Origin of the sequence: Afifella sp. YEN Y35 (genome assembly GCF_047553465.1) — a bacterium.
In the GTDB taxonomy this organism is placed as follows: domain Bacteria; phylum Pseudomonadota; class Alphaproteobacteria; order Rhizobiales; family Afifellaceae; genus Afifella; species Afifella aestuarii.
This window is the reverse complement of sequence record NZ_CP180203.1, coordinates 1,206,813-1,219,899: the sequence shown is the minus strand read 5'-3', so window position 1 is coordinate 1,219,899 and position 13,087 is coordinate 1,206,813. Positions and strand designations below refer to the sequence as shown.

Sequence of the window (13,087 nt, the reverse complement as noted above, 5' to 3'; positions counted from 1 at the left end):
CCAACCAACGCGGCGCCGCGCGACTCGCGGCCGTGCAGGCCCTCTATCAGATGGATGTCGGGCGGGTGAGCCTGCCCCGTGTCGTCGCGGAGTTCGAAGCCTTCCGCCTTGGCCAGGAGATGGAAGGCGAGACGCTGCGCAGCGCCGATGCTGCATTTTTCCGTCTGCTCGTGGCAGGCGTCGTCGAGGAGCAGGAGGTCATCGATCCCCTCATTCACGCGACGTTGCCGCCTTCCTGGCCTTTGGCGCGCCTCGATGTGACGCTTCGCTCGCTGTTGCGCTGCGGCGTGTATGAGCTGAAGTCGCGTCGCGACGTCCCGGCCCGCGTCGTCATCAGCGAATATCTCGACGTGGCCCATGCCTTCTTCGAAAAGGAAGAGCCCGGGCTTGTGAACGCGGTGCTCGACAAGGTCGCCCGGGATGTCAGGCCGGACGAATTCGGCAAAGCGGGTGCCGGCTAAATCTTCATGGATGAGCTGGAACTGATTGATCGCTTTTTCCGTCCGCTCGCCGGAGAAGGTGCGCTCGGGCTTCTCGATGACGCGGGATTCGTGAGCCCGTCTTCGGACCGGGATCTCGTCGTCACCAAAGACATGATCGCCGAGGGAGTACATTTCCTTCCGGGCGATCCTCCGGAAACGGTGGCCCGCAAAGCATTGCGGGTCAATCTGTCGGACTTGGCTGCGAAAGGGGCAAAGCCTCGCGGCTATCTTCTCGCCCTTGCCCAGGCGCCCCATTGCGACGAGCCCTGGCTCAAAGCTTTCTGCGAGGGGCTTGCCGGTGATCAAGAACGCTATCGTATCGCGTTGATCGGTGGCGACACGATCGCATCCCCGGATCGGATCACGGTCTCGATCACGGCGATCGGCACGCTGCCGACGGGCACCATGGTGCATCGCTCCGGAGCGAAACCTGGCGACATTCTGTATCTTTCGGGGACGATCGGCGGATCGGGCGCCGGTCTGGCGGTCCTTCAGGACCGTGCAGAGGCAGAACTCGCCGCAGACGACAGGGATCGTCTCGTCCTCCGCTACCGCGAGCCAGAGCCGCGCACAGGGCTTGCGGAGGCCGTCCGTCGCCATGCGAGTGCGGCCCTCGACATCTCTGACGGGCTCGCCGGCGACGCGGACAAGCTCGCCTCGGCAAGCGGCATCCGCGCCGTGATCGAGGGGCTGAACGTTCCGCTCGACCCGGCTTTGAGCCAGCTCTTCGGTCACGGTTTCTCACTGGAGGAGGCGCTGACCGGCGGCGACGATTACGAAATCCTCGCAGCGATTCCACCGGGCGAGGAGGGGGCTTTCAAGGAGGCCGCGGCGGGCGCCGACATCCCCGTGACGGCCATCGGACATGTCGAGGCGGGCGGCGACCGGGCCGTGATTCTCAAAGATGGGAAGGAAATGGCTTTTTCCCGTCGATCCTTCGTCCACGGCAGCCATTGATGGACGATTCCCGCGACGTGACCATGCATCCACCGGTGGACGACCGAGTCGCTCGGCGCAATGTGATGGTCCTTGCGACGGCTCAGGCGATCGCGGGGGCCGGAGCCCCGATCAACTTTTCCATCTCTTCGCTTGCGGCTCACATGCTGTTGGGGCCGGACAAGTCTTGGGCGACCTTGCCACTCAGCGCTTTCGTTGTCGGCACCGCGATCGGCACCATGCCGGCCGCGCTTCTGCAGCGGCGAATCGGTCGTCGTTTCGGTCTCATCTGCGGGATGCTGATCGGCGCAATGGGCGCACTCATGGAAGCAGTGGCCGTGACGGTCTTCTCGTTTCCAATCCTCTGCCTCGGCGCCTTCATGATGGGTTTTACGGCCGCCTTCGTGCAGCAGTTTCGTTTTGCAGCGGCCGATACGGCCAGTCCGTCCTTCCGGCCGAAGGCGATGTCATATGTGCTGATTGGCGGCGTGATGGCGGCCATTATCGGTCCTCAGACCGTCATCCACACGCGCACAGCCTTCCCGATCGAATTTGTCGGGGCCTATGTCGGCGCTGCCGGACTGATGGTGCTGGCGGCAATTGTTCTCGCGTTCTTGCATGCTCCGGCCGTGACGCCCGTCCACACCCATGCAGGACGTCCGTTGCGGAAGATTGCAGCGCAGCCGCGCTTCATCGTGGCCGTCGCCTGCGCCGTGACCGCCTATGCCCTCATGAATCTGATGATGACGGCGGCCCCGCTGGCGATGGTTGGCTGCGGCTTTCCGACCGATGCGGCCGTTCTCGGCATCCAGTGGCATGTCATCGCAATGTTCGCTCCAAGCTTCTTCACAGGGTCATTGATCCTGCGCTTTGGAGCAGAGCGTGTGGTTGCGGCCGGACTTGTGCTTCTCATCCTGTGCGGCTTCATCGCTCTTCAAGGCATAGACCTGATCAATTTCTGGGGCGCTCTCGTTGTTTTGGGCGTTGGCTGGAATTTTGGATTTCTGGGCGCGACGGCACTTGTTGCAACCACTTATGAGCCGGTTGAGAAGGAGAAGGTGCAAGGCCTCAACGACCTGCTCGTCTTTGCCACGGTGGCGCTGGCCTCGTTTTCTTCGGGTCAAATCCTGTCTATCGGCGGCTGGTCTGCAGTGGCGTTGACCGTGATACCGATCGCCGTCGTCGCTCTTCTTGGGCTTGCATTGCTTCTTTTGCGGAGTGGTCGCCAGGAGGCGTCCCGCTAAACCAAGCGGGCAGCGCGATTTTGCAGCCCTTGACGGGGCTTGTTCTTTCGTCAATACCCCGCCGCGATACAGGAAGCCGCCCCCGGCTCTGTCGGAGGGACCGGCCTCCATTCCCGGTCGGCAATCCGCCGGCCATCTTCCGGGGGAAATCAATGATTTTGCTTTATTTCGTTATAGCATGCGGTGTCTTGTCCATCGTCTATGCCATCTGGGCGATCCAGTCCGTCATGGCAGCCGATGCGGGCAATGCGCGCATGCAGGAGATCGCCGGGGCGATCCGTGAGGGTGCGCTCGCATACCTCACACGCCAGTACACGACCATCGCCATCGTCGGTGTCGTCGTTTTCATCCTGGCTTGGTGGCTTCTGTCTGCAGAGGCTGCGATCGGCTTCCTGATCGGTGCGGTGCTCTCCGGAGCTGCCGGCTTCATCGGCATGCTGGTATCGGTGCGTGCGAACGTACGGACGGCCCAGGCCGCGTCCATCTCGCTCGGCGGCGGTCTTGAGATTGCCTTCAAGTCGGGTGCCATCACGGGTCTTCTCGTGGCCGGTCTCGCGCTTCTCGGCGTCTCGGGCTACTTCACCATCCTGACCCAGTTCATCGGCTATGGCCCGACTGAACGCGTCGTGATCGATGCTCTCGTGGCCCTCGGCTTCGGCGCTTCGCTCATCTCGATCTTCGCCCGTCTCGGCGGCGGCATCTTCACCAAAGGTGCAGACGTCGGCGGCGACCTGGTCGGTAAGGTCGAGGCCGGCATTCCGGAAGACGATCCCCGCAACCCGGCCACGATCGCCGACAACGTCGGTGACAATGTCGGCGACTGCGCGGGCATGGCAGCCGACCTTTTCGAGACCTACGCGGTGACGATCGTCGCCACAATGGTTCTGGCCTCGATCTTCTTCACGGGCGAGCAGGCGACGACGCTGATGCTCTTCCCGCTGTTGATCGGCGCGACCTGCGTCATCACTTCGATCGCCGGCACCTTCTTCGTGAAGCTCGGTGCCAACAATTCCATCATGGGTGCGCTCTATAAGGGCTTCATTGCCACCGCCGGTCTGTCGGCCGTGGCTCTGGCTCTGATCGTGCTCTTCTTCACCGGCTGGGGCACCGAGTTCACGAGCCCCGTCGGCCCCTCCTTCTCGGGTGGCAGCCTGTTCTTCTGCGGCATCGTCGGTCTCGCCGTGACGGGCCTCATCATCTGGATCACCGAGTACTACACCGGCACGAACTACCGCCCGGTGCGCTCGGTCGCTGACGCCTCCGTCACCGGACATGGCACCAACGTCATTCAGGGCCTCGCGATCTCGATGGAATCGACGGCTCTGCCGGCGATCGTCATCATCGCGGGCATTCTGGCCTCTTATGGTCTTGCCGGCCTTTTCGGTATCGCCATTGCGGTGACGACGATGCTGGCGCTTGCCGGTATGGTCGTGGCGCTCGACGCCTTCGGACCTGTGACCGACAATGCCGGCGGCATTGCCGAGATGGCAGATCTGCCTGCTGAAGTGCGCAACACCACCGACGCGCTCGACGCCGTCGGCAACACGACGAAGGCCGTCACCAAAGGCTATGCGATCGGCTCCGCCGGTCTCGGTGCCCTGGTGCTCTTTGCCGCCTACACCTCGGACCTCCACTTCTTTGCCGAAGAAGCGGCGCCGGGCACCTTCTTTGACGGTGTTAGCGTCGACTTCTCACTGTCGAACCCATACGTCGTTGTCGGCCTGCTGTTCGGCGGTCTGCTGCCGTATCTCTTCGGCGGCATCGCGATGACGGCCGTCGGTCGCGCAGGCGGCGCGGTCGTGGAGGAAGTGCGTCGGCAGTTCCGTGAGAAGCCCGGCATCATGCAGGGGACGGAACGTCCGGATTATAAGCGCGCGGTCGACATGCTGACCAAGGCTGCGATCCGCGAAATGATCGTGCCGTCGCTGCTGCCGGTCCTGTCGCCGATCGTCTGCTTCTTCGTGATCTACCTCATCGCGGGCAAGTCGAACGGTTTTGCGTCGCTCGGTGCCATGCTCCTCGGCGTGATCGTGACCGGCCTTTTCGTCGCCCTCTCCATGACGGCTGGCGGCGGTGCCTGGGACAACGCCAAGAAGTACATCGAGGATGGACATCACGGCGGCAAGGGCTCCGATGCCCACAAGGCTGCGGTGACCGGCGATACGGTGGGTGATCCTTACAAGGACACGGCCGGACCGGCGGTGAACCCGATGATCAAGATCACCAACATCGTCGCGCTTCTGCTTCTGGCCGTCCTGGCCCACTAAGCAGATCGCTCGAAACAAAAACGAGGCCCCGCGTTACGCCGCGGGGCCTTTTTTGTGTCTGCAGCCCAGCGCTTGGGTCGTGGTCAGACGAGGCACGCTATCCCCGTATCCCCACCTAGAAGCAGGGTTTCAGGGTGGGATCGTCGTTGTCGATCGCCATCGCACTTGCGGCTCGTCGCCCCTTGGCCCGGCACGCCTGTCGCATCAATGCGCATCATCACCCCCAGAGCCAACACGTTTTGGCCAACACTCCGGGCACGGCGTGAGGGGCATCAGGTTGCGGGGGCCAGGTCGCCCCGAAGGATTTTGCGCGATCCGCAGCTGCTCATTTGAAGCACAACGCCGCGCTTTCGCGCTCAGGCGTCGTCGAATCGTCGAGCCAATCATCCACCGACGTTTTGTCGAGGCTTGCGAGCTCGTTGGCATAAGCGTGGATGAGGTCGGAGAGCACGGCATATTCGGTCCGATGGACCATGTATTCCTGCTCGTTGACCTCCGATTTCCCGTCCTCCTCGTGGCGCATGTAGAGCGTCGTATAATAAATAAAGACGCGCGGTCTCGAGAGATTGGAGAAATCAATCGTCGATTGCGAAAACAGATTGCGCCATTGCTCCGACTTGTTTTCACCGAACACTGATTTCGCCATGTCGGTGATATCCTCTTTGATCTTCTCCTGGTCTCCGGCGCTGACCGAATCGTAAAGGCTGACGACTTGATCGATCAGCTTGTTGTAGTCCTTCGAATAGAAGGTCTGTTTAACGTAATCGTGCTTCTCGAGGTGAAAGAAAGGCGTGTCGTCGACCTCGGTGATGTAATCATTATATCTCTCATAGAGATCCTCTGGTGGACTGCTGGCCGGGTGAAAGTTTGAGCGCTTCTGCGCATGGTTCATGATGCTCGATATCGCGGTCGGGAGATTTTCCGGCTCGGAGTAGATCTCAGTGCCATTGGCCTGGGGATCGGAATTGTCATCCCCAAGAGTTGAGCCGCGTGCGGTCGCGGCCGCGGCATCATCACTGAGCCGGGTTGCCGTCCGAGAGAGGCGAGGAACGATGTGGATCCATTCGCCGACGATTTGCGGGATCTTTGCGTTGGCCATAACCTTAACCTCCATGGCAAGATATGACGGGATGTGTCTTGTCTTTCTGTATTAAGAAAACACCGAAATGCGAGAAGCACTGTATTGCGGGAAAGTCATCACATATCGGATCTAAGACAGAAATAGAGCGCAAAAAATAGTATGAAAGGGTGTCGTGCAGAAAAATACAAAAGTATATTTGTCGTAGGAAATATTATAGACTTAGATATCGAACCATAGATAATTATAAGGTGTATTGAGTTTTTGGCAGCTGAGAACGTAACGCGATCCCCCGGCAGCTAAGAGCGGGAGATGTCACGGGCGCGAGCCAACTCCGGACAGCCGCCCATCGGCTCGGACACTAAAAAGGCGGCCGGATAGGGCCGCCTTTTGTCAATCCTGCGTCAAGCAGCGTTCGATCAAAGCGCTTCCACGCAGGAGCTTTGATCGGCTGAAGCCGGCCGATGAATGGCCGAGCGTGTCTAGAAGGCGACCCGTCCAGCGGCCGACAGAAGCTGCGACACGAACGAGAAGTCCTTGCCCGCCGTCGGAGTGGTGCGAGAGACGAAATCGAAGACCTTGCCGTCCTTCAAACCGTAATTGGCGACGCGCGTGACCGTCTGATCCTTGTCGAAATAGACAGCCAGAACGCGCTGGTCGACGATATGCGGGTTCAAGAAGGCGACCGGGCGCGAAGCCGTCTGCGAGATGTAGTAGAACACCTCGCCGCCGAAGTCGGCGGTCGTGGAGGGCGTGCCGAGCACGATCAACACCTGGTCGCGGCTCGATCCTTCTGGAATCTGTTCCAGGGCGAGCTCGTTGGCGATATAGCCGCGGTGCTGGGTTTCCCCGATGCAGCCCCCCAGGGCGCCGGCTGCGGCGACCGAAACGAGAAGGGCGAGAACGTGAGTTTTTTTGGTCATTGGCGGTCCCGTTGAACTCCGCTTGCTAGCGGGGTGAATGCGGCATTGCAATGGCCTTCGCGGGGCTCTGCCGCATTGTCTTGAAGGTGTAGAAGGGCATAGATGGCACGATGGGTTGGTTTCAAAGCCGCAAACGGCAGGAGCGCGAGCGCGCGGCGGCACTTTATGGCGCGGCGGCGGCTGCTGCGCGTCATCCGCAACTCTATGAAGAATATGGTGTCGATGACACGGTCGACGGTCGCTTCGAGATGCTCTCGCTGCATCTTTTTGCGGTCGTCCATCGGCTGACTTTTGGGGCCGACCCAGATCCCGAGCTGGCGCGGCTGACCACCGAAGCCTTCGTCGTCGATATGGATGCCACGTATCGAGACATCGGTGTCAGCGATCGACGCATCCCAAAGCGGATGAAAACGCTATTTTCCTCATACGGCGGCAGACTCGGAGCTTACGGATCGGCACTGTCTGCAGGCGGCGATGCGCTTGAAGGTGCGATTGCGCGCAATATCTTTGGAGAGGAAAGCGATTCGAATGCGTCGCGACGCCTCGCGGACTATCTGCGTGCGTTGCTCGCCTGGCTGGACAATGTTCCCAGCGCCGCCCTGAAAGAGGGACGCATCGTCTTCCCGGATCCCATCAGCCTCGCTGCGGAGAACAGTTGAAATGAACACCGCGTCTTTCGCCAAGCCGTTGCGCCTGGTCGAGATACCCGCCTCGGGACGCAGACTGCATTTGGAGGCGAACCCGGCGGAACGGGAAAAAATGGCGGACCAACTCGGCATCCCCTCCGTCGACGACCTCTCGGCCGACATCGACGTGACACCCATGGCTGGCGATCACTACCGCGTCGAGGCGAAGATCTCCGGCCATGTCACGCGGCGTTGTGTCGTGACGCTGGCCCCCGTCGAGGAAGAGATTTCGGAAGATGTGAGCCTTGTCCTGCGGCCACCGAAACCCGGCGAATCCCGGGATGGAGGCGGAGAGGCGAGCGGCGATCGCTCCAACGATCCTTTCGACGTGGAAGTCGACGGGGCGGAAGACACCGAGCCCTATTTCGGAGACAGGGTCGACCTCGGCGCCTTGCTCGTCGAATATGTGGCGCTTGGTCTCGACCCCTATCCGAGGGTTGCGGGCGCTGAATTTAAGGAACATGTGGAGGATGATACGGCGGAGGCGTCGCCATTTGCCGTATTGGAGCGTCTGAAGCAGCAACGTAACTGACGCACCTTACCAGCCTTTTTCTCCAAACGGCTTGTCATGACCGGGCGAGTGGGTATTGTCCCGCGGCCGGCGACCCGACCAGAAGAAAGCGATGCCGTCACCTCTCACCATCTCTCTTGACGCCATGGGCGGCGATGCCGGTCCCGAAATGGTGATCCCGGGCGCAGCCGTGGCGTTGAAGCGTCGGCCGGATCTGCGTTTCATTCTTTATGGCCAATCCGAAGCGGTCGAGCCGTTGCTCGCCCGCTATCCCGATCTCGTCGCCGCCTCGCGCTTCGTGCATTGCGAGATTTCCGTGCGCATGGACGACAAGCCGAGCCAGGCACTCCGCCTCGGGCGCTGGAAGTCGTCGATGTGGCGGTGCGTCCAGGCGGTGCGGGACGGGGAGGCGGACGTTGCCGTCTCCGCCGGAAACACCGGCGCCCTCATGGCGATGTCGAAATTCTGCCTCCGCACGCTTCCCGATATCGATCGGCCGGCGATCGCGGCCATGTGGCCGACGCTGCGCGGCGAAAGCATCGTCCTCGACGTCGGCGCCACGATCGGCTCGGATGCGAAGATGCTCGTCCATTTCGCCGTCATGGGCGCAGCCATGGCGCGTGCTCTCTTCGGGCTGGAGCGGCCGACGGTCGGTCTCCTCAACATCGGCGCTGAAGAGGTGAAGGGTGTCGAGGAGGTGCGCGAGGCAGGCCACATTCTGCGCGCCATCGACCATCCCAATTTCGAATATTATGGCTTCGTCGAGGGCGACGATCTCGGCAAAGGCACCGTCGACGTCGTGGTCACGGAAGGCTTTTCAGGCAATATCGCGCTGAAGACCGCCGAGGGGACCGCACGGCAGCTCGCCGAGTATCTCCGTTCGGCGATGACGCGGACCCTGTCTGCCAAGATCGGCTATTTCTTCGCGCGCTCAGCCTTCGCCCGACTCAGGGAAAAGATGGACCCGCGCAAGGTCAACGGCGGCCTTTTCCTCGGCCTCAATGGCCTCGTCGTGAAAAGCCATGGCGGCACGGATTCGGAAGGCTTTGCCGCCGCCATCGAGCTCGGCCGTGACATGGTGCTCGGAAGTCTCACCAGCAAGATCGCCAACGATTTGGAATACACCCTCGGATCGATGCGCAAGCAGTTCGCCGAGCAAACGGCCGCGCAGGCACAGACCGCATGAAACGCTCCTTGATCGCCGGCATTGGCAGCGCCCTGCCGGAGAAAGTCCTTACCAACCGCGATCTCGAAAGCATCGTCGACACATCGGACGAATGGATCGTACAGCGCACCGGCATTTCAGAGCGCCATGTCGCTGCCGAAGGCGAAACGACATCGGATCTTGCGCTGGCCGCGGCTGAGAAAGCGCTTGCAGACGCCGGCATGACCTCTGCCGACATCGATCTCATCGTCCTGGCGACCGCCACACCGGATCAGACGTTTCCGGCGACCGCCTGCACGGTGCAGGATCGGCTCGGCATGCATCACGGATACGCGTTCGATGTTCAGGCCGTGTGCTCGGGCTTTTTGTTCGCGCTCACCACGGCCGATGCGCATTTGAAGGCCGGCTCGGCAAAGCGTGCGCTCGTCATCGGAGCCGAAACATTTTCGCGCATTCTCGATTGGAGCGACCGCGGCACCTGCGTCTTGTTCGGCGACGGGGCTGGTGCGGTCGTTCTGGAAGCCCACGAGGCAGGCGAGGAGACGGCTCCGCGGGGCCTTCTTACCGCGCATTTGCGTTCAGATGGGCATTTCCGTGACAAACTGTTCGTCGACGGTGGCCCGAGCTCGACGAGGACCGTCGGACACTTGCGCATGGAAGGCCGTGAGGTTTTCAAGCATGCGGTCGCGACCATCACCGATGTCATCACCGACGCATTCGAAGCGACCGGCGAATCGGCGGAAACGATCGACTGGTTCGTTCCCCATCAGGCCAACAGACGCATCATCGATGCCAGCGCCAAGCGGCTCGGCATCGCCGAAGAAAAGGTCGTGGTGACGGTTCAGCATCACGGCAACACGTCGGCGGCCTCTATCCCGTTGGCGCTTGATGTCGCAGTGCGCGACGGGCGCATCAAAAAAGGCGATCTGGTGCTGCTTGAGGCGATGGGCGGCGGCTTCACTTGGGGCTCAGCTCTGATACGCTGGTAGCGGGCGATACGCATCGGGGGGTGCGTGTTGACCTCATTTCGACAGGCGAATACGTTGCTTAAGGACGTGCAGGAGGCGTGTTGCGTGGAGGCAAATGAACTACGCCCAGAGGGGCGCACCGTCACGCGAGCCGATCTCGCAGAGGCGGTTTATCGGGAGCTTGGCCTTTCCAGAACGGAATCGGCCGCCATGGTGGAAATGGTGCTCGCGGAGATTTCAGACACGATCATATCGGGGGAAACGGTCAAGCTTTCCTCGTTCGGTTCCTTCGTCGTGCGCAGTAAGGGGCAGCGCGTCGGCCGCAATCCGAAAACGGGCAAGGAAGTGCCGATTCCGCCGCGCCGCGTGACCGTCTTCAAGCCAAGCAACATCATGAAGCAGCGCATCAACGAGTGCCTCGCCCCGGAAGAAGAGACGGGCGGAGCCGCGGTCAGCACGGGCGCCGACGCCGGCAATGCGCGGCGTCTCAAGGCTGCTGAAGCAGACGTCGCAACGACGTGAGCGTGAAATCACCGGACGCGTTCAGGACGATCAGTGAAGTTGCGGAGGACCTCGATCTTCCGCAACACGTCCTGCGTTTCTGGGAAACGCGCTTCACTCAGATCAAGCCGCTGAAGCGCGGCGGCGGCAGGCGCTATTATCGCCCTGAGGACGTCGACCTTCTCAAGGGCATTCGCCTGCTTCTTTACGGCGAAGGTTTCACCATCAAGGGCGTGCAGCGTCTACTCAAAGAGAAGGGCGTGCGCTTCGTCATTGCCGTTGGGCAAAGCGGCAATGTGGAGACGGTGGCGCCGGCCGAGGCTGATTTTGACACCGAGCGACCGAGCGATGAGGCCCCGGCGAGGGCAGAGCCGATTCGCGAGGAAGCCCAGGACGAGGACGACGAACTGCAACCGTCCTTGCTGCGCGACGAGGCGGAAGAGCCCGTGTCTCGCCGCGTCGACCCCCATGGTCGCGAACGTCTTCAAGCCGTGCTCAGCGATCTGCTCGAGGCGCGGCGGATTCTGCACGACGCCATCTCCGGCTGACCGGATACCCCGGCGGCGCATCGTCCACGCGGCATACCGCCTTGGCGGCGTGATCTCATTTCAAAATCAGTGGGGAATGGTCGGAGCGGCGGGATTCGAACCCACGACCTCTTGCGCCCCATGCAAGTGCGCTACCAGGCTGCGCTACGCTCCGACGCGCGCGGACTATAGAGAGCACATAGGCTCGGCGCAATGCTCATAAGGCGCAGTTTTCGGGGATTCTTTCGCCGTCTTCTCGCAGCTCCATATGGGCCGAGGACGAGCATCGATATGCCACGGAATCAGCAAATCTTAAGGCTTTCCCGCCTAACTCGCGCGCATAGAACGTCTCCGCGCGAGAACCCGGCTTCCATGCAGCCAGACGCCGACCGTCCACGTCTTTATCCGACCTCCGTGAGGAACTTCGTTTTCTTTCTGGCGGTGCTGGCGATGAACTATACGCTGTCGCGGCCGTCGCCCGTCGACTTTCTGTTCATGCTCTCGCTCGCATTGTCGATCATGGTGCTGCAGAAGGTCCGGCTGACCTTCTTCATATTCTTTACGCTCTTGCTCCTGTGGACGCTTTCGTTCTGGTACGCCTCGGTCCCGTTCTTCGGCGATCCTGACGTACGCCAGGAGGCCTTCAAGAAAACCTTCGTCGTGGTTCTCGGCATAACGGCCTGCTACGTCTCCATGGATTGGGGTCCGCGGCAGTTGCATACCTTCATGCGTGTCTACGTTGTCTCCTGCGTGACTGCAGCGATTCTCGGAATCGTGGGCTTTGCGCTCGGAATCGAGGCCCTGCTTTGGGACGGCCGCTCGAAAGCCTTCATCGACGACCCGAACATGTATGCGTCGTTCCTCGTGCCGGGCGTGGTGATGGCGATCTACCTGGTCCAGCAGCGGTTGTGGCCGCGGGCCGCACTTTTTCCGATCATCGGGATCCTCTGCCTCGGCGTGCTGCTGTCATTCTCCCGGGCGGCGACCGTGTCGCTCATCCTGTGCTGCTCCGGCTATATGGTCTTCATCTATCGGCAGCACCTCCTGAGGCTTTTCGCCTACGCCGCTGCCATGGCGGTCTTCGGCGGCATCATTCTCGGAACCACGATCGTCGTCTCTCCGACCTTCACGAAGAAATTCGAGCAGCGCGCCACGCTGGAGGAATCTTACGATGCGGGGCGCGAAGGCCGATACGGCCGCTATGCGCGTTCCATCCCGATGATCCTCAGCAATCCCGTTGGTATCGGGATCAATCAGCAGAACCTGATCTTTCTGGAGCCCATCCATAACATCTGGCTGAGCTCTTTCATGAATTACGGCTGGCTCGCAGGCTTTTCATGGCTCGCGCTGATGTTCCTGTCGGTCCTTTTTGGCCTTGGGAACTACCGTATGACGGCGCATCCGGCAGCCGTCGCCGTTCTGGTCGCCTTCATGGCGCCGCTCATGTGCGCCTCGCTGCATGAAGGCGAGCACTGGCGCCATCTCTGGCTCCTTCTCGGCATCCTCTGGGGCTTCAATCCCGCACGCTTCCATAAGACGACGGAGGCGACCCCGAATGTTCGTGGGAGCGATGCCGTGGAAGCGATGAAACACGCCATCGCCCGCAACAAACACCGCGCCCAGAACGGCCGCTCGATCGTCTCGTCATAGCGTATTGAAGGAACAAAGGCCCCGTACGGGGGAGGGCGTCTTCGTCTGACCCATCCAAGGGACCGTCGGCGTTCGAATGCGTTGCGCCGCAGTCTTCCGGGCGCATCCTTCGACCGAGCGAGTTTCGTGCAAGGGAAGCCGGAGAGCGA

Annotated in this window: 13 protein-coding genes and 1 tRNA gene; 11 read left to right on the top strand and 3 right to left on the bottom strand. The window is 61.4% G+C overall.

Annotation, left to right across the window (positions count from 1 at the left end; genetic code table 11):
- The first annotated feature begins 32 nt into the window (after window positions 1–32).
- From nusB to ACK8CP_RS05880, 4 genes are all read left to right on the top strand, one after another.
- The gene (gene nusB, locus ACK8CP_RS05895; protein WP_414833660.1) at window positions 33–461 is read left to right on the top strand and encodes a transcription antitermination factor NusB; all 429 of its coding nucleotides are present in this window, start codon (window positions 33–35) and stop codon (window positions 459–461) included.
- A 6-nt stretch (window positions 462–467) separates the two neighbouring features.
- Window positions 468–1,439: a thiamine-phosphate kinase gene (gene thiL / locus ACK8CP_RS05890; protein WP_414833659.1), complete on the top strand. Its 972-nt coding sequence runs from the start codon at window positions 468–470 to the stop codon at window positions 1,437–1,439.
- On the top strand, window positions 1,439–2,662 hold the full coding sequence (locus ACK8CP_RS05885) for an MFS transporter (protein ID WP_414833658.1): 1,224 nt from the start codon (window positions 1,439–1,441) through the stop codon (window positions 2,660–2,662). The genes thiL and ACK8CP_RS05885 overlap by 1 nt, the downstream gene beginning before the upstream one ends.
- Window positions 2,663–2,814: 152 nt before the next feature.
- Window positions 2,815–4,929, top strand: coding sequence for a sodium-translocating pyrophosphatase (locus ACK8CP_RS05880; protein WP_234627928.1), 2,115 nt, complete (start codon window positions 2,815–2,817; stop codon window positions 4,927–4,929).
- Window positions 4,930–5,254: 325 nt separating this feature from the next.
- Here ACK8CP_RS05880 and ACK8CP_RS05875 read toward each other — a convergent pair whose 3' ends face one another.
- Together ACK8CP_RS05875 and ACK8CP_RS05870 are read right to left on the bottom strand one after the other, a co-directional pair.
- The gene (locus tag ACK8CP_RS05875) at window positions 5,255–6,028 is read right to left on the bottom strand and encodes a hypothetical protein (RefSeq protein ID WP_414833657.1); all 774 of its coding nucleotides are present in this window, start codon (window positions 6,026–6,028) and stop codon (window positions 5,255–5,257) included.
- A gap of 461 nt (window positions 6,029–6,489) precedes the next feature.
- Window positions 6,490–6,930 (bottom strand): outer membrane protein assembly factor BamE, encoded by a 441-nt coding sequence (locus tag ACK8CP_RS05870; protein WP_128294025.1) that lies wholly within the window; start codon window positions 6,928–6,930, stop codon window positions 6,490–6,492.
- A 110-nt stretch (window positions 6,931–7,040) separates the two neighbouring features.
- On the opposite strand from ACK8CP_RS05870, the gene ACK8CP_RS05865 reads away from it, so the two are divergent.
- From ACK8CP_RS05865 to ACK8CP_RS05840, 6 genes are all read left to right on the top strand, one after another.
- On the top strand, window positions 7,041–7,589 hold the full coding sequence (locus ACK8CP_RS05865; protein ID WP_414833656.1) for a ubiquinol-cytochrome C chaperone family protein: 549 nt from the start codon (window positions 7,041–7,043) through the stop codon (window positions 7,587–7,589).
- A gap of 1 nt (window position 7,590) precedes the next feature.
- Window positions 7,591–8,148 (top strand): YceD family protein, encoded by a 558-nt coding sequence (locus tag ACK8CP_RS05860; protein WP_414833655.1) that lies wholly within the window; start codon window positions 7,591–7,593, stop codon window positions 8,146–8,148.
- Window positions 8,149–8,239: 91 nt separating this feature from the next.
- A complete protein-coding gene (plsX, locus tag ACK8CP_RS05855) occupies window positions 8,240–9,313 on the top strand; it encodes a phosphate acyltransferase PlsX (protein ID WP_234627932.1) in 1,074 nt (357 codons plus the stop codon).
- On the top strand, window positions 9,310–10,281 hold the full coding sequence (locus tag ACK8CP_RS05850; protein WP_414833654.1) for a beta-ketoacyl-ACP synthase III: 972 nt from the start codon (window positions 9,310–9,312) through the stop codon (window positions 10,279–10,281). The genes plsX and ACK8CP_RS05850 overlap by 4 nt, the downstream gene beginning before the upstream one ends.
- An 84-nt stretch (window positions 10,282–10,365) precedes the next feature.
- Window positions 10,366–10,782, top strand: a complete 417-nt coding sequence (locus ACK8CP_RS05845; RefSeq protein WP_234627934.1) for an integration host factor subunit alpha — start codon at window positions 10,366–10,368, stop codon at window positions 10,780–10,782.
- Window positions 10,779–11,309 carry a MerR family transcriptional regulator gene (locus ACK8CP_RS05840; protein ID WP_414833653.1) on the top strand — a complete coding sequence of 177 codons (531 nt, stop codon included), beginning with the start codon at window positions 10,779–10,781 and terminating at the stop codon, window positions 11,307–11,309. Before ACK8CP_RS05845 ends, ACK8CP_RS05840 begins: the two co-directional genes overlap by 4 nt.
- 77 nt (window positions 11,310–11,386) lie before the next feature.
- On the opposite strand, the gene ACK8CP_RS05835 is transcribed toward ACK8CP_RS05840, so the two are convergent.
- Window positions 11,387–11,463 (bottom strand) — tRNA-Pro (locus tag ACK8CP_RS05835).
- 197 nt (window positions 11,464–11,660) lie between these two features.
- Between ACK8CP_RS05835 and ACK8CP_RS05830 the strand changes: the two genes are divergently transcribed.
- Window positions 11,661–12,938, top strand: coding sequence for an O-antigen ligase family protein (locus ACK8CP_RS05830; RefSeq protein ID WP_414833652.1), 1,278 nt, complete (start codon window positions 11,661–11,663; stop codon window positions 12,936–12,938).
- Window positions 12,939–13,087: the final 149 nt, after the last annotated feature.

Coding starts and splice junctions, on each gene's coding strand:
- plsX (WP_234627932.1), top strand. CDS start 8,240: ATGCCGTCACCTCTCACCATCTCTCTTGACGCCATGGGCGGCGATGCC.
- ACK8CP_RS05860 (WP_414833655.1), top strand. CDS start 7,591: ATGAACACCGCGTCTTTCGCCAAGCCGTTGCGCCTGGTCGAGATACCC.
- ACK8CP_RS05865 (WP_414833656.1), top strand. CDS start 7,041: ATGGGTTGGTTTCAAAGCCGCAAACGGCAGGAGCGCGAGCGCGCGGCG.
- ACK8CP_RS05885 (WP_414833658.1), top strand. CDS start 1,439: ATGGACGATTCCCGCGACGTGACCATGCATCCACCGGTGGACGACCGA.
- ACK8CP_RS05850 (WP_414833654.1), top strand. CDS start 9,310: ATGAAACGCTCCTTGATCGCCGGCATTGGCAGCGCCCTGCCGGAGAAA.
- ACK8CP_RS05880 (WP_234627928.1), top strand. CDS start 2,815: ATGATTTTGCTTTATTTCGTTATAGCATGCGGTGTCTTGTCCATCGTC.
- ACK8CP_RS05870 (WP_128294025.1), bottom strand. CDS start 6,930: ATGACCAAAAAAACTCACGTTCTCGCCCTTCTCGTTTCGGTCGCCGCA.
- ACK8CP_RS05830 (WP_414833652.1), top strand. CDS start 11,661: ATGCAGCCAGACGCCGACCGTCCACGTCTTTATCCGACCTCCGTGAGG.
- ACK8CP_RS05875 (WP_414833657.1), bottom strand. CDS start 6,028: ATGGCCAACGCAAAGATCCCGCAAATCGTCGGCGAATGGATCCACATC.
- thiL (WP_414833659.1), top strand. CDS start 468: ATGGATGAGCTGGAACTGATTGATCGCTTTTTCCGTCCGCTCGCCGGA.